The 22829-nt window shown below is 72.6% G+C and carries 22 protein-coding genes and 1 pseudogene; 12 read left to right on the forward strand and 11 right to left on the reverse strand.

The annotated features are described in order from the left end of the window. The first annotated feature begins 486 nt into the window (after nucleotides 1–486). From ACWC94_RS28755 to ACWC94_RS28770, 4 genes are all read left to right on the forward strand, one after another. The gene (locus ACWC94_RS28755) at nucleotides 487–1473 is read left to right on the forward strand and encodes an aldo/keto reductase (RefSeq protein WP_450800084.1); all 987 of its coding nucleotides are present in this window, start codon (nucleotides 487–489) and stop codon (nucleotides 1471–1473) included. A 157-nt stretch (nucleotides 1474–1630) separates the two neighbouring features. Then, entirely contained in the window at nucleotides 1631–2602 is a 972-nt protein-coding gene (locus ACWC94_RS28760; protein ID WP_450800085.1) for a threo-3-hydroxy-L-aspartate ammonia-lyase, read from the forward strand. A gap of 428 nt (nucleotides 2603–3030) precedes the next feature. Continuing rightward, nucleotides 3031–4620 (forward strand): multicopper oxidase family protein, encoded by a 1590-nt coding sequence (locus ACWC94_RS28765; protein ID WP_450800086.1) that lies wholly within the window; start codon nucleotides 3031–3033, stop codon nucleotides 4618–4620. 235 nt (nucleotides 4621–4855) lie between these two features. Then, nucleotides 4856–6460 (forward strand): ABC-F family ATP-binding cassette domain-containing protein, encoded by a 1605-nt coding sequence (locus ACWC94_RS28770; RefSeq protein ID WP_450800087.1) that lies wholly within the window; start codon nucleotides 4856–4858, stop codon nucleotides 6458–6460. A 76-nt stretch (nucleotides 6461–6536) separates the two neighbouring features. On the opposite strand, the gene ACWC94_RS28775 is transcribed toward ACWC94_RS28770, so the two are convergent. After that, complete coding sequence (locus tag ACWC94_RS28775) at nucleotides 6537–7322, reverse strand: SDR family NAD(P)-dependent oxidoreductase (protein WP_450800088.1); 786 nt, start codon at nucleotides 7320–7322, stop codon at nucleotides 6537–6539. 161 nt (nucleotides 7323–7483) lie between these two features. Here ACWC94_RS28775 and ACWC94_RS28780 point away from each other — a divergent pair, with 161 nt between their 5' ends. Continuing rightward, nucleotides 7484–8134, forward strand: coding sequence for a TetR/AcrR family transcriptional regulator (locus tag ACWC94_RS28780; RefSeq protein WP_450800090.1), 651 nt, complete (start codon nucleotides 7484–7486; stop codon nucleotides 8132–8134). A 133-nt stretch (nucleotides 8135–8267) separates the two neighbouring features. Then, a complete protein-coding gene (locus ACWC94_RS28785) occupies nucleotides 8268–9719 on the forward strand; it encodes a WGR domain-containing protein (RefSeq protein WP_450800092.1) in 1452 nt (483 codons plus the stop codon). A 61-nt stretch (nucleotides 9720–9780) separates the two neighbouring features. Here ACWC94_RS28785 and ACWC94_RS28790 read toward each other — a convergent pair whose 3' ends face one another. Together ACWC94_RS28790 and ACWC94_RS28795 are read right to left on the reverse strand one after the other, a co-directional pair. Continuing rightward, complete coding sequence (locus tag ACWC94_RS28790) at nucleotides 9781–11364, reverse strand: glycerol-3-phosphate dehydrogenase/oxidase (RefSeq protein WP_450800094.1); 1584 nt, start codon at nucleotides 11362–11364, stop codon at nucleotides 9781–9783. Then, nucleotides 11361–11960 (reverse strand): TetR/AcrR family transcriptional regulator, encoded by a 600-nt coding sequence (locus ACWC94_RS28795; protein WP_450800095.1) that lies wholly within the window; start codon nucleotides 11958–11960, stop codon nucleotides 11361–11363. The genes ACWC94_RS28790 and ACWC94_RS28795 overlap by 4 nt, the downstream gene beginning before the upstream one ends. Nucleotides 11961–12096: 136 nt before the next feature. Here ACWC94_RS28795 and ACWC94_RS28800 point away from each other — a divergent pair, with 136 nt between their 5' ends. The 3 genes from ACWC94_RS28800 to ACWC94_RS28810 all read left to right on the forward strand — a co-directional run bounded on the left by ACWC94_RS28800 (nucleotide 12097) and on the right by ACWC94_RS28810 (nucleotide 15117). Continuing rightward, nucleotides 12097–13689, forward strand: a complete 1593-nt coding sequence (locus tag ACWC94_RS28800; protein ID WP_450800096.1) for an FAD-binding oxidoreductase — start codon at nucleotides 12097–12099, stop codon at nucleotides 13687–13689. 66 nt (nucleotides 13690–13755) lie between these two features. Continuing rightward, nucleotides 13756–14637 (forward strand): YegS/Rv2252/BmrU family lipid kinase, encoded by an 882-nt coding sequence (locus ACWC94_RS28805; protein WP_450800097.1) that lies wholly within the window; start codon nucleotides 13756–13758, stop codon nucleotides 14635–14637. Between the two features lie 102 nt (nucleotides 14638–14739). Continuing rightward, a complete protein-coding gene (locus ACWC94_RS28810; RefSeq protein ID WP_450800098.1) occupies nucleotides 14740–15117 on the forward strand; it encodes an NUDIX domain-containing protein in 378 nt (125 codons plus the stop codon). Nucleotides 15118–15135: 18 nt separating this feature from the next. Here ACWC94_RS28810 and ACWC94_RS28815 read toward each other — a convergent pair whose 3' ends face one another. After that, nucleotides 15136–15507 carry a thioesterase family protein gene (locus ACWC94_RS28815; RefSeq protein WP_450800099.1) on the reverse strand — a complete coding sequence of 124 codons (372 nt, stop codon included), beginning with the start codon at nucleotides 15505–15507 and terminating at the stop codon, nucleotides 15136–15138. A 78-nt stretch (nucleotides 15508–15585) separates the two neighbouring features. Between ACWC94_RS28815 and ACWC94_RS28820 the strand changes: the two are divergent. Further along, a pseudogene (locus ACWC94_RS28820) lies at nucleotides 15586–16776 on the forward strand (AAA family ATPase); the annotation flags it as partial. On the opposite strand, the gene ACWC94_RS28825 reads toward ACWC94_RS28820, so the two are convergent. Beyond that, nucleotides 16773–17246: a GreA/GreB family elongation factor gene (locus ACWC94_RS28825; RefSeq protein WP_450800100.1), complete on the reverse strand. Its 474-nt coding sequence runs from the start codon at nucleotides 17244–17246 to the stop codon at nucleotides 16773–16775. The pseudogene ACWC94_RS28820 and the gene ACWC94_RS28825 sit on opposite strands and share 4 nt — an antisense overlap. Nucleotides 17247–17399: 153 nt before the next feature. Here ACWC94_RS28825 and ACWC94_RS28830 point away from each other — a divergent pair, with 153 nt between their 5' ends. Beyond that, a complete protein-coding gene (locus ACWC94_RS28830; protein WP_373305753.1) occupies nucleotides 17400–17477 on the forward strand; it encodes a 50S ribosomal protein bL37 in 78 nt (25 codons plus the stop codon). A gap of 10 nt (nucleotides 17478–17487) precedes the next feature. On the opposite strand, the gene ACWC94_RS28835 is transcribed toward ACWC94_RS28830, so the two are convergent. The 5 genes from ACWC94_RS28835 to ACWC94_RS28855 all read right to left on the reverse strand — a co-directional run bounded on the left by ACWC94_RS28835 (nucleotide 17488) and on the right by ACWC94_RS28855 (nucleotide 20827). Next, on the reverse strand, nucleotides 17488–18519 hold the full coding sequence (locus ACWC94_RS28835; RefSeq protein WP_450800101.1) for an aldo/keto reductase: 1032 nt from the start codon (nucleotides 18517–18519) through the stop codon (nucleotides 17488–17490). Between the two features lie 8 nt (nucleotides 18520–18527). After that, complete coding sequence (locus ACWC94_RS28840) at nucleotides 18528–18992, reverse strand: MerR family transcriptional regulator (RefSeq protein ID WP_450800103.1); 465 nt, start codon at nucleotides 18990–18992, stop codon at nucleotides 18528–18530. Nucleotides 18993–19011: 19 nt separating this feature from the next. Beyond that, on the reverse strand, nucleotides 19012–19203 hold the full coding sequence (locus tag ACWC94_RS28845) for a hypothetical protein (protein ID WP_450800104.1): 192 nt from the start codon (nucleotides 19201–19203) through the stop codon (nucleotides 19012–19014). Between the two features lie 279 nt (nucleotides 19204–19482). Then, nucleotides 19483–19641, reverse strand: a complete 159-nt coding sequence (locus ACWC94_RS28850) for a hypothetical protein (RefSeq protein WP_450800105.1) — start codon at nucleotides 19639–19641, stop codon at nucleotides 19483–19485. A gap of 577 nt (nucleotides 19642–20218) precedes the next feature. Next, nucleotides 20219–20827, reverse strand: coding sequence for a YdeI/OmpD-associated family protein (locus tag ACWC94_RS28855; protein WP_450800106.1), 609 nt, complete (start codon nucleotides 20825–20827; stop codon nucleotides 20219–20221). A 104-nt stretch (nucleotides 20828–20931) separates the two neighbouring features. Between ACWC94_RS28855 and ACWC94_RS28860 the strand changes: the two genes are divergently transcribed. Beyond that, entirely contained in the window at nucleotides 20932–21993 is a 1062-nt protein-coding gene (locus tag ACWC94_RS28860; RefSeq protein ID WP_450800107.1) for a YihY/virulence factor BrkB family protein, read from the forward strand. A gap of 31 nt (nucleotides 21994–22024) precedes the next feature. Here ACWC94_RS28860 and ACWC94_RS28865 read toward each other — a convergent pair whose 3' ends face one another. After that, on the reverse strand, nucleotides 22025–22774 hold the full coding sequence (locus ACWC94_RS28865) for an SDR family oxidoreductase (RefSeq protein WP_450800108.1): 750 nt from the start codon (nucleotides 22772–22774) through the stop codon (nucleotides 22025–22027). Nucleotides 22775–22829 lie beyond the last annotated feature (55 nt).

The following is a 22829-nucleotide window of genomic DNA, read 5'->3' on the forward strand; positions in this document are numbered from 1 at the left end:
TGTGCTCATGGGCCATGCCCCCTTGCCTACGGAAGCTCCGACAGGTGTTCCGCTCCCGTGGGTACGACGTCACACGACAGCCAGGAACCCCCAGGAAGCCGGGGCGGCCACGACGACCTCGTGCACGTGGACGGCCCCTTCGCCGAACTCGTCGCCCCGACCAGGACCGGTGACGCGGCAGACCGGGTCGAGGCGAGCGGGCCCGGGCCGATGGGCGGTGTGGCTCGGGCCGATGGGTTGTGTGCTCTGGGTCGATGGACGGCGTGGTCTGGGTCGATGGGCGGTGTGCCCCGGGCTGTTGGACGGTGTGCCCCGGGCCGATGGAAGGCATGGCCCGGATCGGCGGAAGGGTGGCCCGGATCGACGCGGCGGCGGTCGGAGCCACCCCGATACGATCATGATCACGCAGACGGAGAAGTCCCGCCCGTGCCCCGGCCCCGCGTCGTGGCGCACTCGGTGGGACCCACCGACGAGGGGAGTCGCACCATGGAGTACGTCAAGCTCGGCACGAGCGGTCTGGAGATCTCCCGGCTGGCCATGGGCTGTATGAGCTACGGCGTTCCCGACCGGGGGCCGCACCCGTGGACCCTGGACGAGGACGCAGCCCGCCCGCTCATCCGCCAGGCCCTGGACGCGGGGATCACGTTCTTCGACACGGCCAACAGCTATTCCGCCGGCACCAGCGAGGAGATCGTCGGCAGGGCGCTCGGGGAGATGACCCGGCGTGAGGACGTCGTGATCGCCACCAAGGTCTACTTCGCGGTGGAGAACGGCGCCGCCCGCAGTGACCGTCCCAACCGGTCGGGCCTGTCCCGCAAGGCGATCATGACCGAGATCGACCACAGCCTGCGCCGGCTCGGCACGGACTACGTCGACCTCTACCAGATCCACCGCTTCGACCCCGACACACCCGTCGAGGAGACCATGGAGGCGCTGCACGACGTGGTCAGGGCCGGCAAGGCCCGTTACATCGGGGCGAGTTCGATGTACGCCTGGCAGTTCGCCAAGCTGCAGCACACCGCCGAGCGGCACGGCTGGACGAAGTTCGTGTCCATGCAGAACCACTACAACCTCCTCTACCGCGAGGAGGAACGCGAGATGCTGCCGCTCTGCGCCGACCAGGGCGTCGGTGTGATCCCGTGGAGCCCCCTCGCCCGCGGCCGCCTCACCCGCGACTGGGACGCCTCCAGCGTCCGCAGTGAGACGGACGCCTTCGGCCGGACCCTGTACCAGCCGGACGACAAGCGGATCGTCGACGCCGTCGCCGCGATCGCCGCCCGCCGTGGTGTCCCGCGCGCCCAGGTGGCCCTGGCATGGGTCGCGTCCCGCCCGGGCATCACCGCTCCCATCGTCGGTGCCACCAAGGCCCATCACATCCCGGACGCGCTCGCCGCGCTCGACCTCCGGCTCACCGACGACGAGGTACGGGAACTCGAGGAGCCGTACGCGACCAGGGGGATCAGCGGTCACTGAGGCCGATCGCGCGTCACGCCGCCACCCCACGCCCGTCTGACCGTTCCCTGGACAGACGGGCGTACCTGTATCTAGAGTCCCTGTCCAGGAATAGAAAATTAGTCCAAGCTGTCGCGTGCGGGTGCGCGGCCGCTGGGTCGGGGACGAGGAGACTGCCATGGCCGCCGCCGCTTCACGCGTAACGTTCGACGATGTCCGTGCGGCCGCCGCGCGCATCGAAGGCGTCGCCCACCGCACCCCCGTCCTCACCTCGCGCACCCTGAACGCCCTCGTCGGCGCCGAGGTGTTCATCAAGTGCGAGAACTTCCAGCGCGCCGGCGCCTTCAAGATCCGCGGCGCCTACAACGCGGCCGCCCGGCTCTCCCCGGAACAGCTGGCCAAGGGCATCGCCGCCTACTCCTCCGGCAACCACGCCCAGGCCACCGCCCTGGCCGCCCGCGAACTCGGCACCAGCGCGGTCATCCTGATGCCCGAGGACGCCCCGCGCTCCAAGCGTGAGGCGACCGCCGGATACGGCGCCGAGATCGTCACCTACGACCGCTACACACAGGACCGCACCGCGCTCGGTACGGCGCTGGCCGAGGACCGCGGCCTCGTCCTCATCCCGCCCTACGACCACCCCGATGTCATCGCCGGACAGGGCACCGCGGCGCTCGAACTCCTCGACGAGACCGGTCCGCTCGACGCCCTGGTCGTACCCGTCGGGGGCGGCGGCCTGATCGCCGGAAGCGCCACCGCCGCCAAGGCCCTGCACCCCGGCGTCCGGGTCATCGGCGTGGAGCCGGAAGAGGGGGACGACACCAGGCGCTCCCTGGAGTGCGGCACCCGTGTCACCCTGCCCGTGCCCCGGACCATCGCCGACGGTCAGGCCCTGCCCACGCCGGGCGAGATCACCTTCGAGATCAACCGGCGCCTCGTCGACGCCATCGCCCTGGTCAGCGACGCGGACATCGTGAGCGCCATGCGCTTCGCCTTCGAACGCCTGAAGATCGTCCTGGAGCCCAGCGGCGCCACCGGCCTGGCCGCACTCCTGGCCGGCCGAGTCGACGACCTCCCGCCCCGCATCGGCGTCATCGCCTCCGGCGGCAACATCGACACCCGCCGGTTCACCGAACTCGTCGGCGGCTGAAGGGCCTTACCACGGGACACGAGCCGGACCGCGCAGCAGCGGGACCGCTCACCGGCCGGGCCACTCACCGGCCGCGTCGCTCACCGGCCGCGCTGCTCATCGGCCGGACCGCTCACCGGCCGCGCTGCTCATCGGCCGCGCCGTTGAACAGCCGCCCCGTTGAACAGCCGAGCCGTTGAACTGCCGGGCCGCTCAACAACCGGCCGTGAGAGGTGCACCGCCGCCCATGACCGTCGCCCAGGGCCGCGCCGCCGACCGGTCGGCGCCTGCCGGTCGGCGACGTCCCCGGAACCGGAGGCGCCGTAGCCGCCGGACGTCCGCGGCGCGGCCCGGGGCACCGCCCGCCGACTGGGTCACGGAGTCCGACATCACCCACACACACGCCGCATTTCCCCCTATCACGCCGCAAATTGTGTCTTATTACAGCCATGCACACTCCTTCGCGGCGTACTTTGCTCCGTGCCCCGCTCGCTGCCGCCGGCGCGGGATTCCTGCCTGCCCGTCCCGACTCCGTTCTCCGCCCCGACCGCGGCCCCGAGGGGACCGCGCTCGGCGAGTCCGCCTTCGGCCCGCCGAGTCCCGGCACCTATGTCGACCCGTCGGGTCCGGAGGTCCTGGCCGCAGAGCGGAGACGCGGTTCCGGACCCGTGCGCAGCTTTGCGTTCACCGCCGGCCAGGCCACGTTGGACCTGGGCGGGCGGACCGTCCGCAGCTGGGCGTACGACGGCACGCTGCCCGGCCGGGTGGTGCGCGTCACCGCCGGTGACGTCCTGAACCTCACCCTCGCCAACCGGCTGCCGGCCGCCACCACGCTCCACGCGCACGGAGTGCGCCTGCGCAACGACATGGACGGCGTCCCCGCCGTCACACAGAACGCCATCCGCCCGGGTGCCGACTTCACCTACCGCTTCGCCGTCTCCCACCCGGGCACCTATCTCCTCCACTCCCATGTCGGAGTCCAGCCCGACCGGGCGCTGTACGCCCCGCTCATCGTCGACGACCCCAGGGAACCCCTCTCCTACGACAAGGAGTGGGTCGTCGTCCTGGACGACTGGGTGGACGGCGTGAACGGCTCCACCCCGGACCGCGTGCTCGACCAGCTCCAGCCCGGACCCGGCATGTCCATGGGGCGCGCAGGCATGGCCATGGGCCCCGGACGCGGTGGCGTGCCGACCGGTCCCTCCCGGATGCTGCGCACCTCGTACAGCCGGATGCTCGAGAGCCCCGGCGGCAGCGTGGCCTACCCGTACTACCTCGTCAACGGCCGGCTGCCGGCCAACCCCCCGGTGTTCCGGTGCCGTCCGGGCGACCGCGTCCGGCTGCGCATCATCAACGCGGGCTCCGAGACGGCCTTCCGGGTGGCGCTGGGCGGCCACACCATGACAGTGACGCACACCGACGGCTATCCCGTGGAGCACGAGGAGACCGACGCCCTCCTCATCGGCATGGCCGAGCGGTACGACGTCCTGATCACCGCCGAGGACGGCGTGTTCCCCCTGGTCGCACTCGCCGAGGGGAAGCAGGGCCAGGCGCTCGCCGTGCTGCGCACCGACGGGGGCAGGAGCATCCCCGGGCGGAACGTCCGCCCGGACGAGCTGGACGGGAGGGTCGTACCCGCGCGACGTCTCGTACCGGACGAGTCCGTGGCGCTGGCGGACCGTGACCCCGACCGTGAGCTGCGCATCAGACTCACCGGCACCATGCGCAGGTTCGACTGGGCATTCGACCACCAGCCCTACGACCCCCGCAGGCGCCACCCGGTGCGCCCCGGTGAACGGGTACGGCTCACCCTCATCAACGCCACCGACATGTGGCACCCCCTGCACCTGCACGGCCACACCTTCGCGGTCACCGGCCTCGACGGCGTGGGGACGCGCAAGGACACCGCGCTGGTGCTGCCCCACCGCAAACTCGTCGTCGACTTCGACGCCGACAACCCGGGCCTGTGGATGCTCCACTGCCACAACCAGTACCACTCGGAGAGCGGCATGATGACCATCCTCGGATACCTCAAGTGACCGGCTGGTCCCGGCACTTGGTCCACCCTCGGTAACGGATCCGTTCTCGTGCCCGGCGCGGGCAGCGCCTTGCCCCGCCGGGCACGGGCCGGGACCCGAACCTGGCCCGGAAAACCGGATGCGCTCCTCGGAGTGCGTCGGTTACCGTGACGGCATGTCTACGCCCCGCATCTCCTAGCTGAGGACCCGCTTCCACGCCAGAAGTGTGTCCTCCTGCTATGTCGGAGCGTTACCCATGATCACCGCTCGTGATGTCGAGCTGCGCGCCGGTGCGCGCCTGCTGCTTTCCGGTGTCTCCTTCACCGTCTCCCCCGGGGACCGGATCGGCCTCGTCGGCCGCAACGGCGCCGGCAAGACCACCCTGATGACCGCGCTCGCCGGACGGTCCCGGCCCGCCGCCGGCACGATCACGCACACCGGTCCGGTCGGCTTCCTCGCCCAGGACTCCCGTGCCGCCGACCCCGCCGTCACGGTCACCGACCGGATCCTGTCCGCCCGCGGCCTCGACACCGCCCTGCGGGAACTGCGCATGGCCGAGGCGGCGATGGCCGACGCCGCCCGTCCGGCGGCGCTGGAGCGGGCGATGAACGCCTATGCCCGTGCCGATGCCGCCTTCCAGGCGGGTGGTGGCTACGCGGCCGAAGCCGAGGCCGCCCGGGTGGCCGCCGGACTCGGCCTGCCCGAACGGTCCATGGGCGAGCCGCTCGGCGCCCTGTCCGGCGGACAGAAGCGGCGCGTGGAACTCGCCCGCATCCTGTTCGCCGGAAGCCACGGCACCCTGCTGCTGGACGAGCCCACCAACCACCTCGACGCCGACTCGCTCGGGTGGCTGCGCGGCTTTCTGCAAGGCCGTCAGGGCGGTCTGGTGGTCGTCAGTCACGACACCGCTCTGCTCGCCGACGTCGTCAACCGCGTCTTCCACCTGGACTCCGCACGGGCCACGATCGACGTCCACAACACCGGCTGGACCACGTACTCGACGCGACGCGAGACGGAGGAGAGGCGCCGTACCAGGGAGCGGGCAGGCGTCGAACGCAAGGCCGCCGCCCTGCACGCACAGGCGGACCGCATGAAGGCCCGGTCCGCCACCGCCACCATGGCCAGGAGCATGGCCCGCCGTGCCGACCGGATGCTGGCCGGGCTGGAACCGGCCCGGCGCGCCGAGAAGACCGCGAGGATCCGGCTGCCCGAGCCCGCCCCGTGCGGGCGGACGCCGCTCGGTGCGATCAGCCTGGCCAAGTCCTACGGCGGCCACCGGGTCCTGGACGGGGTGGACCTGTCGGTGGACCGGGGCAGCCGCATGGTCGTGCTCGGGCTCAACGGCGCCGGCAAGACCACCCTGCTGCGGATCCTCGCCGGTGCCGAACAGCCGGACGCCGGACGCGTGGTGCGCGGGCACGGACTGCGCCTCGGCTACTTCGCCCAGGAGCACGACACACTCGACACCGGGCGCACGGTGCTGGAGAACCTGCGCGCGGCCGCACCGCACCTGGACACCGGTGAGGCGCGGCGGGTGCTGGGCGCGTTCCTGTTCAGCGGTGACGACGCCGACAAGCCCGCGGGTGTCCTGTCGGGCGGCGAGCGGACCCGGCTGGCACTGGCCGTACTGGTCCACTCCGGGGCGAACGTCCTGCTGCTGGACGAGCCGACCAACAACCTCGACCCGGTCTCCCGCGACGAGGTCCTGGCCGCGGTCGGCACGTACCCCGGCGCGATCGTGATGGTCACCCACGACGAGGGCGCCCTCGACGCCCTCCGCCCCGACCGCGTCCTGCTCCTGCCGGACGCGGACGACGACCTGTGGAGCGAGGACTACCGATCCCTGGTCGCCCTCGCTTAGCCCGCGGCCCGCATCGCATCGCATCGGTCCGCAGTCCGTGGTCCGCGGCCCATGGCCCTCGACGGACGTCACGCGGTCAGAAGTGGGTGCCGCCGTCGACGCGGATCTCCGTGCCGGTGATGAACGTCCCGTCCGCCGAGGCGAGCATGGCGACGACCGACGCCACCGTCTCGGGGCCGGCGAAACCCCGCCCGAGCGCCGGGGAGAGCTTGGCGAACAGGGTCATGTCGGCGTCCTCGGGCAGCCCCGGTCCGGTGCTCTGCCCGCTGACGCCACTGCCGTCGGTCATCCCGGAGGAGATGGAGCCGGGCTGGACGGCGGTGAACCGGATGCCCCGCTGGGCGTACTCGGCGGCGAGGGCGTGCGTCATCGACTGGATGCCGCCCTTGCTCGCCGCGTACGCCGCCATGTACGGGTGCGCGAACTGGGCCGAGGTGGAGCTGAAGTTGACGACCGCCGCGTCCCGGCCTGCCAGCAGCCGCGGTATGGACTCGCGGATGACGAGAAAGGTGCCGACGAGGTTGACCTGCAGGACGCGGGTGAACTCCGGAAGGCTCGTCTCGTGCGTGTGCGAGGAGCGCAGGATCCCGGCGGCGTTGACCAGCACGTCCAGTCCGCCGAGCGCGGCGGCCGCGGCGGCGACCCCTTCGCGCACCGAGGTCTCGTCGGCGACGTCCATGACGAGCGGGGTGAGGCGTTCCGCGTGCGCACCGGCCTTCTCGGCGGTGTCCTTCAGGCCCCGCTCGCTCACGTCCGCGGCCGCCACCGTGCCGCCCTCGGCGAGGAGGCGCAGCACGGTGGCCTGGCCGATGCCCGAGCCGCCCCCGGTGATCAGCACGCGGCGGCCTTCGTAGCGGTTCATGTCTTCTCCTGCCCGCCCTGCCGGTGTGCGACGGGGCCGTTCCTGACGCCGGATCGGCTGGCTGCCGGCGCCCTATCGAGCTGCACGTTACGCCTACGTGGCACATTCTGCCATCAGGGCATCCTGTGCCACCTGCTGTCTTCGGGCCGTACTCTTCTGGTGTGAGCACCAAGCCGCCCTCCTCCTTGACCGAGCGCCGCAAGGCCGCCACACAGCTGGAGATCGCGTACGCGGCGGCGGAGCTGTTCGCCACGCGGGGACCGCGGGCGACCACGGCCGAGGAGATCGCCCGGCACGCGGGCGTCGCGCTGCGGACCTTCTACCGCTACTTCCGCTCGAAGCAGGACGCGGTGAGCCCGCTGCTCGCCGATGGGGCCGACCGGTGGCGGGCCCTGCTGGAGGCGGCGGAGCCGGGCGCGGACCTGTCCCGGGCGCTGGAGACGGCGGTGGAGCAGTCGTTGGCGGCACCTGACGAAGAGAGCGCCCGGGCGCTGCTGCGGACCCGCGGGCTGCTGCGGGCGGCGGCCGACGATCCCGCACTGCGCGCGGTGTGGTACCGCGTCAACCAGGAGTCGGAGGAACGGCTCGTCCCGGTCGTCGCCCGCCTCGCGGACGGACGTCTCGAGGCGGTGCAGGCGCGACTCGTCGCGGCGGCGGCCACGGACGCGATCCGGATCGCCCTGGAGACCTGGGCCGGCACGGAGGCAGGAGTGACGGGGGAGTCCGCACCGGCCGCCCTGGCGGTCCACTGTCTGCGTCAACTGGTCGGCGGAGTGGCTGCGCTGACGCGGCGGGGCGGCAGCGCGGGTTAGCCGGCGGGTGCCCGCTGGGCGGGCTGCGGGGACGGTGGTCCGGCGGCGGGCCGTTGTCAGTGGTCGCCCTTACGGTTCGATCAGTGAGGACCTGCCGGAACGGCCGCGGGTCCGTCCTGGGGAGGGGTCTGCCATGACCACGGCGTCCGCGGTGTCGACGACGTATCTGGAGCTGTCGCAGGAGGGCGGGGGCGCCCACAAGTTCTACGAAGTGACCGTCGACGGTTCGGTGGTGACGGTGCGGTACGGACGGATCGGCGCCGCGGGACAGACCCAGACCACGACCTTCGCGACCGCCGAGAAGGCCAGGGCGGCCGCCGCGAAGAAGGTGGGGGAGAAGGTCCGCAAGGGCTACGCCCCGGCCGTCCAGGGGCAGCGTGCTCCGCGCGCGGTGACGCGGCGCCAGGTCAGTTCGGCTCCGTCCACCGCGCGGGCGGTGGCGCCCGTGCTGTGGCGCTTCCGCACCGGCTCCGCCGCGTTCGGCATCCATGTCGACGACGAGTACTGCTGGGTGGGCAATCAGGCGGGCGATGTCTACACCCTGGACCACGACGGCTCCGTGCTGGCCCGGTTCGGCCTGCCGGACGGAGTGAAGTGCCTGGTCGCCGACGACTTCTGGATCTACGCGGGCTGCGACGACGGCAAGGTCTACGACCTCTCCTCCAAACTGCCCTTCGCCGCCTACGACATCGCCGCCGACGTCGACATCTTCTGGCTGGACATCCACGAGGGCGTCCTGAACGTCTCGGACCGCGCCGGCCGGCTCACCGTCATCGACCACGAGGACGAACACCAGTGGGCCCGCCGCAGCCAGGGCGAACACGCCTGGATGGTCCGTGCCGACGACCAGGCCGTCTACCACGGCCACCACAGGGGCGTCACCGCCTACGCACCCGACGGAGGCGGCGAGTTGTGGCACACGGCCACCAACGGCAGCGTGCTGTTCGGCTGGCAGGAGGACGACGCCGTCTACGCGGGTACCGGGCACCGCGTGGTCCAGCGGCTGTCCAAGGCGACCGGCGCGATCGAGGCGACGTACGCCTGCGACAGCGCGGTGTACTCGTGCGCCACGTCCCCGGGTGGGCGGTTCGTCTTCGCCGGGGACGCCGCGTCGTCCGTCTACTGCTTCGACCGGGACGGCACGCGCCTGTGGAAGCTCGGCACGGGCGGCGGCTCGGCGCTGTCGATGCAGTACCGCGACGAGCGGCTGTACCTGGTCACCACCGACGGCTCACTGGTGTGCGTCGACGCGAGCGAGACGGCCATCACCGCGGCCCAGCAGGGCACGGTGCCGGTGGCACGGGACGTCAAACTCGCCGCCGCGCTGCCGACCTACGCCCCCGCCACCGCTGTGGCCGCGGTGGCCACCGTCGAGCGGGCTCCCTCGGGAACCGTCGTGGTCGAGTGCGTGCGGGAGGGCGGCCGCCTTCGGGTGCACGTGCTGTCCGAGGGCTACGACCCCTCCTGGAACGTCCAGTTCCCGCGCGCGATACGCCAGCCGGGCGTCCGCTACGTCGTGGACGCCCTGCACCCGGCGGCGGGCGGCTTCTACCGGGTCCGCGGCGACATCCGCCGCCTGCTGTGAGGCCCCGCCCCTTCCGCGAAGCGACCCGGTAGGCCGGCGCCCCGGCCTGCGGCCCTGTGGTTCAGGGGCGCGCCGCCTCCGCCTCCGCCAGCACCTCCCGTGCCACGGAGAGCACCTCGGCGCGGTCCTGCGGCACCAGACCGATGCGGGTCCGGCGGTCCAGGAGGTCGGACTCGTCCAGCGCGCCCTCGTGCAGGACCGCCCACAGCAGTTCCGCGCGGGTGACCGGGTGGCCCGGAAGGACCGGCTCGGCCAGGGCGGGGTCCTGTGCCGCGAGGGCGTGGACGGCCTCGGCCTCGGTGCCGTAACGGCGGACCAGGTGCCGGGGTGCCGACAGGGCGCGCAGCCGGGCGGGTGCCGCGGCGCCGACCAGTGGCAGCGCGGCGGTGGGGGAGGCGGTGGCGGGGAGGCCCCGGGCGGCGGTCGCGGCGTCCACGGCGTCCTGTGCCATCCGCCGGTAGGTGGTGAGCTTGCCGCCGACGATCGTCGTGACACCGTCGGGCGAGGTCAGCACCGCGTGCCGGCGGGAGATGTCCGAGGTGCGCGCGGGGGTGCCGTCGCGGCCGTCGTGCCCCGCCAGGTCCAGCAAGGGGCGCAGTCCGGCGAAGGCGCCGACGACCTCCTCCCGGGCCACCGGTGCGTCCAGGACCGAGCCGAGCACGTCCAGCAGGAAGCCGATGTCCGTCTCCGGCACCTCCGGGACGTCCGGGATCCCGCCCTCGACCGGCTCGTCGGTGAGGCCGACGTACACCCGGCCGTCGCCCTGGGGCAGGACCAGCACGAAGCGGTTGGTCTCGCCGGGGATCGGGACGTGCAGGCCGGCCGGCAGGGCGCCGAGCCGTTCCGAGCGCAGGACCAGGTGGGTACCGCGGGAGGGCCGGATCCGGATGCCCTCGACGAGACCGCCCGCCCACACCCCGGCCGCGTTGATGACCGCGCGGGCCCTGATCTCGCCCTCCTCACCGGTGAGTTCGTCGCGGAACCGGGCGCCGGTGCCGGTCAGCTGCAGCACCCTGACCCGGGTGAGTACCCGCGTGCCGTGCGCGGCGGCGGTCCTGGCCAGGGCGGTGACCAGCCGGGCGTCGTCGGTCACCCTGCCGTCCCAGGACAGCAGTCCGCCGCGCAGCCCGGCCGCGCGCACCGAGGGCGCCAGGTGCCGTGCCTCCGTCGCCGACAGCCGGCGCGGCGCGGGCAGCACCTGGCGCGGGGTCCGGGCGGCCAGCCGGAGCATGTCCCCGGCCCGGAACCCGGCCCAGGCCAGCGAGGCCTGGGCCCTGGACACCAGCGGGGTCAGCGGCAGGACGAACGGCTGGGCGGCCACCAGGTGCGGGGCGGTCCTGGTCATCAGCACCCCGCGTTCGACCGCGCTCTCGTGCGCGACGTCGAACTGTGCCGAGGCCAGGTAGCGCAGCCCGCCGTGGATGAGCTTCGAACTCCAGCGGGAGGTGCCGAAGGCGAGGTCGTGTGCGTCGACCGCGACGACGTCCAGCCCGCGTGCCGCCGCGTCCAGTGCGGCTCCGGCACCCGTGGCGCCGAGACCGACGACCAGGACGTCGGCGATCCTGCCGTCCGCGGCCTCGGCCAGCTCCCGCCTGCGGCGGTGGGCGCTGAGGGACGAGCCCGCGTGGGACCTGGTGTGGCTCATGGCGTGAGGGTCCTCTCCAGGAGGGTGCGCAACTCGGCGAGGAAAGCGGTGGAGTCGAGCTCCGGATCGTCCTCGTCGGTCATCGTTCGCAGGGACAGGGTGAAGGACTGCACCGTCAACAGCAGGGCGCGGGACTGCCGTTCGACATGGCCGGGGCGTACCGACCCGTCCGCGTGGCCCGCTCGCACCGCGTCGGCCAGCAGGGCCAGCAGTGCCTCCTGGCTCGCTCCGCGCCGGTCGAGCACATACGGCAGCAGCAGTTCCGGGTCGACGTCGACGATCTTGAGGAAGAGCGGGTGCGCCCGGAAGGCCTCGACCCCGGCCACCAGTCCGTCCACGATCCGGGTGCGTGTGTCCGTGCCGCCCGCGGGCTCGGGGATCGCCCGGGTGGCCACGTCGATCCACTCGCGGGTCATCAGATCGCCGACCAGGGTCCGCAGATCCGGCCAGCGCCGGTACAGCGTCATCCGTGACACGCCGGCGCGGCGGGCCACGTCGGCGAGGGTGGTGCGGCGGACGCCGACGGCCAGCACGCAGTCGCGCACCGCGTCGAGCACATGATCGTTGTCCGAGCCGTTGTGACGAATAGGCGTCATGTGTCACAGTGTAACGCGCCGGGGTCGGGCGGAGCAGCCGCCGTCAGCCCCGGGAACGGCCGCCGGCCGTCGCGCGTACCGAGCACACCGAGCACACCCAGTACCGAGCACACCGACCTGTGAGGACGACCGTTCAATGGACATGCTGTGGAACGGCTGGGGCGACCCGGCCAAGGCGGCACCGCTGCCCGACTCGGTGACCGGACTGCTGCGCGACCTGCTCGGCGTCAAGCCCCGCACCACCCCCGCCCTCTCCCTCGAGGACATCCGTCTGCCCGGCACCACGGCCGCCCCGGCCGCGGTCAAGGCCCTCGCCGAGGCCGTCGGCGGCGGTGACCACGTCCGCACCGACAAGGAGAGCCGCATCCGCCACACCCGCGGCAAGTCCACGCCCGACCTGCTGCGCATCCGCACCGGGGACTTCTCGGACGTCCCTCAGGCCGTGGTCCTGCCCGCCTGCCACGACGAGGTCCTCGCCGTCCTGCGCGCCTGCGCCGCGCACGGTCTCGCCGTCGTCCCCTTCGGCGGCGGCACCTCCGTCGTCGGCGGACTCGCCCCCCAGCGCACCGCGTTCATCGCCCTGGACCTGCGCCGCATGAACGGCCTGCTCGACCTGGACCCCGTCTCGCGCACCGCCGTCCTCCAGCCCGGTCTGCGCGCCCCCGAGGCGGAAGCCCTGCTCGCCGAACACGGCTTCACGCTCGGCCACTTCCCGCAGTCCTTCGAATGGGCCACCATCGGCGGCTTCGCCGCGGCCCGCTCCAGCGGACAGGCCTCCGCCGGCTACGGCCGCTTCGACGAGATGGTCCTCGGCCTGACCCTCGCTACGCCCGAGGGCACCCTCGAGACGGGCCGCGCCCCACGCTCCGCCGCCGGCCCCGACCTGCGCCAGCTGATCCTGGGCTCGGAGGGTGCCTTCGGCGTCATCACCTCCGTCACCGTACGCATCCGCCCGCTGCCGCAGGAGCGGATCTACGAGGGCTGGCGGTTCGCCTCGTTCGAGGAAGGTGCCGCCGCACTGCGCAGGCTCGCCCAGGACGGGCCCCGGCCCACCGTGCTGCGGCTGTCCGACGAGACCGAGACCCTCATCGGCCTGGCCCAGCCCGACGCCATCGGCGGCGACCTGGCGCAGGCCGCGGCCGGCTGCCTGGCCATCACCGGCTACGAGGGCACGGCCGAGGACACCGCGCTGCGCCGGGAACGGGCGGCGGCCGTCCTCACCGCCTGCGGCGGCACCCTCGTCGGCGCGGAACCGGGCGAACGCTGGGCCCACGGCCGGTACTCGGCGCCGTACCTCCGCGACGCCCTCCTCGACGTCGGCGCCTTCGCCGAAACCCTGGAGACCGCGGCCTTCTGGTCCCGCATCCCCGACCTCTACACGGCCGTACGCACCGCGCTCACCGACACCCTGACCGAGGCCGGCACCCCGCCCCTGGTCATGTGCCACATCTCCCACGTCTACGAGAACGGCGCCTCCCTCTACTTCACGGTCGTCAGCGCCCAGGGCGAGGACCCGGTGGCCCACTGGACGCCCGTCAAGCACGCCGCCAACGAAGCCGTACTGGCCGCCGGCGGCACCATTTCCCACCACCACGGGGTCGGCACCGACCACCGCGACTGGTACGTCCGCGAGGCGGGACCGCTCGGCATCTCGGCCCTGCGCGCCGTGAAGCGCCGCCTGGACCCCGAGGGCCTGCTCAACCCCGGCGTCCTGCTCCCCACCGACTGACCCCTGATACGACTCGTCCACCAGTCCGGCCGACCCATCAGATCCGCCTGCTTCGGAGGCACACCGATGCGACAGTTCACCGCCGTCGTCAACCCCACCGCGGGCGGCTCCACCGGAGCGGCGACCCTGCTGCACCTGGCCCGGCTGCTGCGCGAGGCAGGAGCCGAGCTGGAGACGGAGTACAGCCACAGCCTCGCCCACGCCCAGGACATCGCCCGCCGCGCCGGCGAGCGCGGCCGGATCGTGCTGGCCGTCGGCGGCGACGGGATCGCCGGCGGCATCGGCGGCGCGCTGAGCGGCACCGGAACCGTCCTGGGCCTGGTACCCGCGGGACGCGGCAACGACTTCGCCCGCGCCCTGAAGCTGCCCGCCGACCCCGCCGCACTCGCCGAGATCCTGCTGCACGCCGAGCCCCGGCCCGTCGACACCATCGAGGTGGAGTCGGCCGTCCACAAGGGCACCGTGGTCCTGGGCAGCGTCTACGCCGGCGTGGACGCCGTGGCCAACCGGCACGCCAACCACGCCCGGCTGCTGCGCGGCGCCGCCTCCTACTACGCCGGCGGCCTGCGCGCCGTCACCACCTGGCGGGCGGCCGACTACCGCGTCACCGTCGACGGCGAGGAGCACACCCACCGCGGCTACACGGTCGTCGCCGCCAACTCCCCCTACTACGGCTCCGGGCGGCTCATCGCCCCCGACGCGCGCGTCGACGACGGACTGCTGGACGTGGTGATGATCCGCGAGGCACCGCGCAGGCTGTTCTTCGCCCTCATGAACGAGCTGAGGACGGGCGCCCACATCCACCGGCCCGAAGTGCGTGTCCTGCGCGGCAGGGAACTGCGCATCGAGGCGGACCGGCCCGTCCCCTACGGCGCCGACGGCGAGGTCGACGCCACCCTCCCGGTGACGGTGCGGGTACGTCCCGGGGACCTGCCGGTGCTGTACTGACCATCCTCTCGGCGGAGGTGACACGGCGTCGGTGCAGGACGGTCCGGCCTTGGGTAGGGGAGGGGAACACGGCCGGGGGCGCCGGGGGAAGGGTGGTCGGTCATGAGTCTGGAGCCTGCCGAGGGCGTGGTGCAGGCGGTCGTCCTGTACGACGGACGGCTGCTGCTGGTGGCGGAAGGCGACGCATGGACGCTGCCGTCGGGCACTCCGCAGCCGGCCGAGCCGGCCGAGGCCACCGCGGCGCGCGTCGTCTACGAACTCACCGGCTACCTCGTCGACGGCACCGAGTCCCTGGCCCCGCACGACACGGCCCCGGCGGACGGCGCGTCCGCGGTGGTGTGCCAGCTGCTGAGCGAGTCCCCGTCCGACGGAGCCGCCCTCGCGCCGGAGCACGTGCGCTGGGCGCCGATCCCCGAGGCTGCCGACGCCGTCCTCCCGGCAGCCGTACGCGCGTACCTCCAAGGACACACGCCCGTATGAGCCCTGCCGGGCCCGCGGTCAGCGATCCGCCGCGGGATCCGGCACCCGGGCCAGGAACCCCTCCCGGTCGACGATCGCCCGGTCGATCTCGCCCGTCGCGACGAGCCGCCCCGAGGCGTCGACGGCCCGCACCGCGAACGTGAGCCGTCCGTCCGCACCGGTGGCGACGGTCTCGGCGCTCACCTCGACCCGACCCCCGACGGGTGAGGCCCGCAGATGCCGGATCCGCACCTGGGTCCCGACGGGGGTCTGACCGGCCCCGGTCAACGGGGCGGCGGCCCGCACGGTGGCCGCTTCCAGCCATGCGATCAGCCGCGGGGTGGCGAGTACGGGCACATCACCGCTGCCCACGGCCACCGCGGTGTCGGCATCGGTCACCTCGTGACGCATGCCCCCACGCTACCGGGGTGTCTTCCGTTCGCGGTGCCGTGCACGGCGCGTTTGAGTGAGGGCGTCGGCGCCGGCGCGACCGGCGAGCGCTCCACGGAGATCGTGAGCCGCGAGGACCGCGTCGCCGGACTCCGCCGTGAACTCGAACAGGTCGTCTCGGGCGAGGACTTCGAGAAGGCGTCGGAGCTGAAGCGGGAGATCGCCGAGGTGGAGGGCGAACTCGCCGGCATCGAGGAACGCCGTGAGGGGGTCGTCTCGGTCACGGCCGCGGACATCGCCGACGTCGTCTCGCGCCGCACGGGGATCCCGGTCTCGCGGCTGACGGCGAGCGAGAAGGAGAAACTGCTCGGGCTCGAGGAGGAGATGCACGCCCGGATCGTCGGCCAGGACGAGGCGGTCACGGCCGTGTCCCAGGTGGTGCGCCGCAACCGCGCAGGCACGGGGGATCCGAACCGGCCGGTGGGATCCTTCCTCTTCCTCGGACCCACGGGCGTGGGCAGGACCGAACTCGCCAAGACCCTGGCCGCGCTGCTGTTCGGCGACGAGGACCGGATGATCCGCTTCGACATGAGCGAGTTCCAGGAGAAGCACACGGTCGCCAGGCTCGTCGGCGCCCCGCCTGGATGCGTGGGATACGAGGAGGCGGGCCAGCTGACGGAGAAGGTGCGCCGCCGGCCGTACAGTGCGGTGCTGTTCGACGAGGTGGAACGGGCGCACCCGGACGTCTTCAACACGCTCTTGCAGATCCTGGACGACGGCCGGCTGACCGACGCCCAGGGCCGCACCGTCGACTTCCGGCACTGCGTCGTCATCATGACGTCCCACATCGGCGCGCACCGGATCCTGGACCGCAAGGGTGATGTGTCCCAGCTGAAGGACGCGTTGATGGAGGATCTGCGGGGGAGGTTCCTGCCGGAGTTCCTCAACCGGATCGACGACATCATCATCTTCCACGGGCTGACCGAGGACGCCCTGGGGAAGATCGTGGACCACCTGCTGGACCAGAGCAAGCGCCGCGTCCACGCCCAGGGCATGGCACTGGAGGTGACCGAGGCGGCGAAGAAGCTGCTCATCGCCCACGGCCACCAGCCGGAGTTCGGCGCCCGGCCGCTGCACCGCACGATCCAGGCGGAACTCGACAACCGCATCGCCACCCTCCTGCTCAGCGGCCAGGCGGGGCCCGGCGACACCATCGTCGCCGACGTACAACACGACTCACTGCACTGCATGGTGCGCAAGGGCAGCGGCTCCGGCGAGCCTGCCGCCTAGAGGGGCTGACCGTCCCCGATCGACACGACCACCGCGCTCGACGGGCCGTCCGGTGTGTCGAAGCGCACCGAGTCACCGGCGCGGCACCCGAGCAGCGCACGGCCGAGCGGGCTGTCCGACGTGACCAGGTTCTGGTCGAAGGCCTCGGCCACCTCACCGATCTGGAGGGTCTCCTGCGAGCCGTCCGGGAAGCGGACGGTGACCGTGCTGCCCACACCGACCTCATCCGTAGGGGGAGGCCCGGCCACGTCCGCTTCGCGCAGCCGGTCGCTGATGTCCTCGATACGGCGGTCCAGACGGTCGAGCTGATCGGCGCGCCGCAACTCGTCGGCCTGATCGGCCTGGTCACCCACATCGGTGCTGTCGTGCAGCGATCCGGCGACGAGCCGGCGCTCGTCGCGCAGATCGGCCAGTTCCTGCTCCAGCGCGCGACGGGCCGTGGCACTGATCGGCTTCGGGTCACCGGCCATTCCGGCTCCTCTGGTCCAGGGGAGGATATTCACGAGTCGGGCATTTTTCGCATCGTATCAACGGGGGTGGTGAGTGGAGAGGTGATCAGTGCGGATATAGCGTATTTATGGATAGTCCGTCCGTATCGTGTGTCTCTCCCTCAGGAGGTCCCCATGTCCTCGAAGCGACGCCGTAAGAAGAAGTCGCGGCGCGGCCACGCCGCCAATCACGGGAAACGGCCCCAGTGCTGACGCGCCGGCCCTATGCCCGTGACTCCCTGGCCGCCGAGGTGAGGGACATGTCCGCGTAGCGGTCGCCCGCCACCCGGCCCGCGATCGGCTCCAGTACGGCCAACTCCTCGGCGCTCAGCGTGATTGCGGTGGCCCCGGCGTTCTCGAGCAGGCGGCTGCGCCTACGGGTTCCGGGGATCGGCACCACGGTCAGACCGTGTACCTCCGCCCGCTGCTGCACCCAGGCCAGGGCGATCTGTGCCGTGGTCGCGCCACGGTCGGTCGCGATCTTGTGCAGGGGCGCGAGGAGAGCGGTGTTGGCCCTGGCGTTGTCGCCGGTGAACCGCGGCAGCAGCTGCCGGAAGTCGCTGCCGGCCAGTTCCTTGCCGGCGTCGGAGAAGGACCCGGTCAGAAAGCCCCGGCCGAGCGGCGAGTACGGCACGAAGGCGACCCCGAGCTCGGCGGCCGCGCCCACCACACTGTGCTCCACGTCCCGGCTGAACAGCGACCACTCCGTCTGCACCGCGGCGATGGGGTGGACGGCGTGCGCCTCGCGCAGTTCGGCTCCGGTGACCTCGCTCAGGCCGAGGTGCTTGACCTTGCCCTCGCGCACCAGCTCGGCCATGGCGCCGACCGACTCGGCGAGCGGGACCGCGGGGTCGCGGCGGTGCATGTAATAGAGGTCGATGACCTCGACGTCCAGACGGCGCAGACTCGCCTCGACGGCCTTCTTGACGTACCCGGGGTCGTTGCGGATGGCACGGTAGTCCGGGTCGTCCGCGCGGTACTCGATGCCGAACTTGGTGGCCAGGGTGATCTCGTCGCGGTGCGCGGCCACGAACGGCGCCAGGAACTCCTCGTTGGCGCCGACGCCGTACATGTCGGCGGTGTCGATGAGGGTGACACCCGCCTCGACGGTGGCCTCCAGGGTGTCGCGGGCCGCGGCGTCGTCCGTCTGCCCGTAGGCGGCGCTGATGCCCATGGCGCCGAAGCCCTGGACGCCGACGAGGGGGCCGCCCGTGCCCAGCTCGACCTTGCGGATCTGCTCGATGGTGTTGTCCATGGTGGCGCTCAGGCCCCTTCCGACGCCCGGCGGGCGCCCCCGTAAAAGTCGATCTTGTCGTCCAGCAGGGTGAGGGTGTCGTGCAACTCGGCGATACGTGCCAGGACTTCGCGCCGGGTCCGCTCCAGCATCCGCCGCCGTTCCCCGAAGGTCTCCGCTCCCTGGCGGACCAGCTCGGCGTAGCGCACCATCTCGGCGACGGGCATCCCGGTCAGCCGGAGCTTGGTCACACAGGCGAGCCACTCCAGATCCCGGTTGTCGAACCGGCGTTGACCCGCGTGCGACCGCTCCACCCGCGGCATCAGGCCGATCTGCTCGTACCAGCGCAGAGTGTGCGGGCGCAGCCCCGTCAAGGCCGCCACCTCGCTGATCGTATAGCGGTCCTGGCCATCGGGCCGGGGCCGCACCGGCTCCGTGGAGGCACAGGTGTCCACGGGCGAGGACGTCACGGGGGTGCTGTCGATCACCGTCATGCGGACCACGCTAGATCGTTCAAGTGCGCTTCAAGCAAGTGCCCTCGGTGATCACCTCGGTCACGGTCGGCCCCGCGGCCGGACTGGTCAAGGTCATCTCGCCGTCCGGCACGGCGACCCGGCGGCGGATGCCGAGCAGACCCGAGCCGCCCTTCTCGTCGGCACCGCCGTGTCCGTCGTCGCTGATCACGGCCCGCAGTCCGGCGCGCACACGCTCCAGCCGACGGTGGCCCTACGGCAGCCGCCGTGCCCTGACCGCGTTGGTTCAGGGCCTCGGCGACGGCGAAGTACACCGCGGCCTCGATCGCCGCCGGCGGCCGTGGCCCCGCTTCCGGACCGCCTTCGACACGCACCGTCACATCGACGCCTGTCCCGCTCCCCGCCCGGGCGAGGGGAGCCCACCTCGCCGCCCACGCCTGTACGGCACCGACCAGACCCGGGTCGGGGAGGATCGGCGGGTGGATGCCGCGCACCAGGTGCCGCAGCTCGGTCAGCGCCTCCTGGGCATGGCCGTGGGCGGGTCGTGGGCGCGCAGGGCGAGCCCGAGGCGCAGGGAGAGAGCCACCAGACGGGCCTGGGCGCCGTCACGGAGATCGCGTTCGATACGGCGCGGTTCGGCCTCGTGGGCGGTGATGGCGTCAGTCGGCACGTGTGGCGGCCAGACGCTCGACCCGGGCGGCCGGCAGCGCCTGGGGCCGGGCTTGAGCAGGGCCCTGTGACCAGCGCGCCTCCAGATCGGCGAGCCGGACGAAGGACCAGCGGGGTCCGGCGCGGCAGCCCGTACCGCACCCCGCCGACGACCAGCCCCACCGGCCACAGCGGCAGCGTGAGGAACACCAGGGCGCCGTAGAGGTACGAGGCGGTCATCCAGCGCAGGTCCGCGGGCGTGCCGGGACCGCGGACGGCCCCGCTCGCCCGGCCTCCTGCGCCGTCCTCGAGGGCACGGCGAAGAACCTGGCCACCTGGCGGAACAGCCCTCATGCTCGTGGCGGGCTCCCGGATCGCGCGGAAGGAACCGATCAGGTCCTTCCGCGCGTCGCGGCCGGTGCTGTGGTTCCTGTTCCTCTTCAACGGGGCCGTCGCCGGTGCCCAGGGCCTCCTGGCGGCGGTGGGCATTGGGGGTCGTCTCGCTCGGAGCGGGCCTGGGCCTGCTCCCGAAGCGGCGCCGAAAGCCGCAGCCCGGACGGGCCTGAGCTCCGCCGGCCGGAGAGTCCGACGGCGGCGGTTCAGGGGTGGATCTTCTGCTGCGCGGCGAGCATGGCGACGAACTTCTCGATGCGCGCCGCCCGGGTCTGCGGCCTCTTGGCGTCCTGGATCCGGTAGAGGATCGCGTACCGGTTGCGGCTGTCGAGTGCGGCGAAGAAGTCCCGCGCCTGCGGACCGGCGGCCTCCAGAGCGGCCCGCAGGTCGTCGGGCACCGTGGCCGCGCCCTGGCTGGCGTACGCTGCCTCCCAACGGCCGTCCGCCCTGGCCTCCTCCATCTCCCGCAGGCCGGCCGGTCGCATCCGGCCCTGCTCCGCGAGTTCGGTGGCCTTCTGCCGGTTCACCCGCGACCACTTGCTGCCCCGGCGGCGCGGGGTGAAGCGCTGCAGCCAGTGCCGCTCGTCCAGCGTCTTCTTCTGCCCGTCGATCCAGCCGAAGCAGAGGGCCGACTCGAGTGCTCCCGCGTAGTCGACGCCGGGGATCCCGCAGTCCTTCTTCGGGATCTTCAGCCAGACACCCCGCACGTCGGCGTGATGCTCCTCCAGCCACTGCTCCCACGCCTCCTGCGAGGCGAAGGCGAGGACCTGATCGGCCGTGTTCCCTGCCCCACCCGTCTGCGCCGCACCCGACATGCGTCACATCCAAACCCACCGCGGTGGTGCGGTCAATCGGGCACCACGGCCGATTCCGGCGGGCCCCCGGGCTTGAGTCCGCGCCGCCGGGTTACCCGACCGGCATGGCGAAGCTGCATCTTCCCCGGCGTCACCACCACGGCGGCGACACGACTCAGGCGCCCGGCGTCCCGGCACCGGAGGAGGCCGGGCCCGGCCGGCAGGTCGAGCAGGCCGCCCCCGACACCCCGGCGAAGCTCCCCAAGCGGGCCTGGGGCGCCGTGCTCAAGGGCTCCCTGCGCGAGTTCCAGGACGACGAGCTGACCGACCGGGCCGCCGCCCTGACGTACTACGGCGTTCTCGCCCTGTTCCCGGCACTGCTGGTCCTGGTGTCGCTGCTGGCCGTCGCCGGCAGGTCGGTCACCGACAAGGTGCTGGCCGACCTCAGGCACCTCGCGCCCGGTTCCGCCCGGGACATCGTCACCCGGGCCGTGGAGCAGCTGCAGAACAACGCCGGCACCGGCTCCGTGATGGCCGTCGTCGGCCTCGTACTCGCGGTGTGGTCGGCATCCGGCTATGTGGCCGCCTTCATCCGCGCCGCCAACGCCGTCTACGACATGCCGGAGGGCCGCCCGGTGTGGAAGATCCTGCCGGTACGGATCGGCGTCACGCTCGTCCTCATGCTCCTCGCCGTGGCCAGCGCCCTGATCGTCGTCTTCACCGGCGGACTGGCCCGCAACGCCGGCCGGACCCTGGGAGTCGGCGACATGGCACTGACGGTGTGGTCGATCGCGAAATGGCCGGTACTGGTCCTGCTGGTCACCGTGATGATCGCGATCTTGTACTGGGCGACGCCGAACGCCCGGGTCAAGGGCTTCAAGTGGATCACCCCCGGCAGCGTCCTGGCGCTGGCGATCTGGATGATCGCCTCCGCCGGATTCGCCTTCTACGTCGGCAACTTCGCCTCCTACAACCAGACCTACGGCACCATGGCCGGCGTCATCGTCTTCCTGGTCTGGCTGTGGATCACCAACCTGGCGATCCTGCTGGGCCTTGAGTTCGACGCGGAGACGGCGCGGCAACGGGCCGTCGCCGGCGGCCATCCGCCCCGGGCCGAGCCCTACACCCAGCCTCGCGACACCAGGAAGTGGGACCAGGAGGACGTACGCCGGCTGCACAGGACATGACCCCGGCGCGCCGCCCCCCGGCCCCTCTCCCTCACGCCGCGTACCCGCCGTCCACCGAGAGTTCCGCGCCCGTCACGTACACCGTCTCCGGCCCGGCCAGGTAGGCCACCGCCGACGCCACCTCCTCGGCCGTGCCGAAGCGGCCGAGGGCGGTCATGGCGGCCTGGCCGGAGGCGAACGGCCCGTCCGCGGGGTTCATGTCGGTGTCGGTCGGCCCCGGATGCACGACGTTGGCCGTGATCCCGCGCCCGCCCAGCTCACGGGCCAGCGCCTTCGTCAGCCCGACGACCGCCGACTTGCTCATCGCGTACAGCGTGGCACCGGGGCCCGGCGTGTGCTGGGTGAGGCAACTGCCGAGGGTGATGATGCGTCCCCCGGGTGCCATCAGCGCGGCGGCGGCCTGGGCGGCCAGGAACACCCCGCGCACGTTCACGGCGATCAGACGGTCCACGTCGGCGAGCGACATGCTCTCCAGCGGCTGCATCAGTCCGACGGCCGCGTTGTTCACGAGGACGTCCAGTCCCCCGAGTGCCTCGGCCGCGCGGCCCACCGCGCCCGCCGCCTCCTCCGCGTCCGCGGCGTCGGCGCGCAGGGCCACGGCCCGTCGCCCCAGCGCCTGGACCTCCCGTACCAGGTCCTCAGCCGCCTCCTTCCCCTGTACAAAGGTCACGGCCACGTCCGCGCCCTCCTGCGCCAGGCGCAGTGCCGTCGCCGCGCCGATGCCCCGGCTGCCGCCGGTGACCAGGGCCTTCTTGCCGTTCAGAGCTGCCTGTGAAGTCATGCCTCCATCTCACCGGCGGGGCGTGCGGAAGGCTGGCGGTGAACGGACCTCGACC

The sequence above is a fragment of the Streptomyces sp. NPDC001135 genome, from assembly GCF_053598395.1.

Coding starts and splice junctions, on each gene's coding strand:
- ACWC94_RS28755 (WP_450800084.1), top strand. CDS start 487: ATGGAGTACGTCAAGCTCGGCACGAGCGGTCTGGAGATCTCCCGGCTG.
- ACWC94_RS28760 (WP_450800085.1), top strand. CDS start 1,631: ATGGCCGCCGCCGCTTCACGCGTAACGTTCGACGATGTCCGTGCGGCC.
- ACWC94_RS28765 (WP_450800086.1), top strand. CDS start 3,031: ATGCACACTCCTTCGCGGCGTACTTTGCTCCGTGCCCCGCTCGCTGCC.
- ACWC94_RS28770 (WP_450800087.1), top strand. CDS start 4,856: ATGATCACCGCTCGTGATGTCGAGCTGCGCGCCGGTGCGCGCCTGCTG.
- ACWC94_RS28775 (WP_450800088.1), bottom strand. CDS start 7,322: ATGAACCGCTACGAAGGCCGCCGCGTGCTGATCACCGGGGGCGGCTCG.
- ACWC94_RS28785 (WP_450800092.1), top strand. CDS start 8,268: ATGACCACGGCGTCCGCGGTGTCGACGACGTATCTGGAGCTGTCGCAG.
- ACWC94_RS28790 (WP_450800094.1), bottom strand. CDS start 11,364: ATGAGCCACACCAGGTCCCACGCGGGCTCGTCCCTCAGCGCCCACCGC.
- ACWC94_RS28795 (WP_450800095.1), bottom strand. CDS start 11,960: ATGACGCCTATTCGTCACAACGGCTCGGACAACGATCATGTGCTCGAC.
- ACWC94_RS28800 (WP_450800096.1), top strand. CDS start 12,097: ATGGACATGCTGTGGAACGGCTGGGGCGACCCGGCCAAGGCGGCACCG.
- ACWC94_RS28805 (WP_450800097.1), top strand. CDS start 13,756: ATGCGACAGTTCACCGCCGTCGTCAACCCCACCGCGGGCGGCTCCACC.
- ACWC94_RS28810 (WP_450800098.1), top strand. CDS start 14,740: ATGAGTCTGGAGCCTGCCGAGGGCGTGGTGCAGGCGGTCGTCCTGTAC.
- ACWC94_RS28815 (WP_450800099.1), bottom strand. CDS start 15,507: ATGCGTCACGAGGTGACCGATGCCGACACCGCGGTGGCCGTGGGCAGC.
- ACWC94_RS28825 (WP_450800100.1), bottom strand. CDS start 17,246: ATGGCCGGTGACCCGAAGCCGATCAGTGCCACGGCCCGTCGCGCGCTG.
- ACWC94_RS28830 (WP_373305753.1), top strand. CDS start 17,400: ATGTCCTCGAAGCGACGCCGTAAGAAGAAGTCGCGGCGCGGCCACGCC.
- ACWC94_RS28835 (WP_450800101.1), bottom strand. CDS start 18,519: ATGGACAACACCATCGAGCAGATCCGCAAGGTCGAGCTGGGCACGGGC.
- ACWC94_RS28840 (WP_450800103.1), bottom strand. CDS start 18,992: ATGACGGTGATCGACAGCACCCCCGTGACGTCCTCGCCCGTGGACACC.
- ACWC94_RS28855 (WP_450800106.1), bottom strand. CDS start 20,827: ATGTCGGGTGCGGCGCAGACGGGTGGGGCAGGGAACACGGCCGATCAG.
- ACWC94_RS28860 (WP_450800107.1), top strand. CDS start 20,932: ATGGCGAAGCTGCATCTTCCCCGGCGTCACCACCACGGCGGCGACACG.
- ACWC94_RS28865 (WP_450800108.1), bottom strand. CDS start 22,774: ATGACTTCACAGGCAGCTCTGAACGGCAAGAAGGCCCTGGTCACCGGC.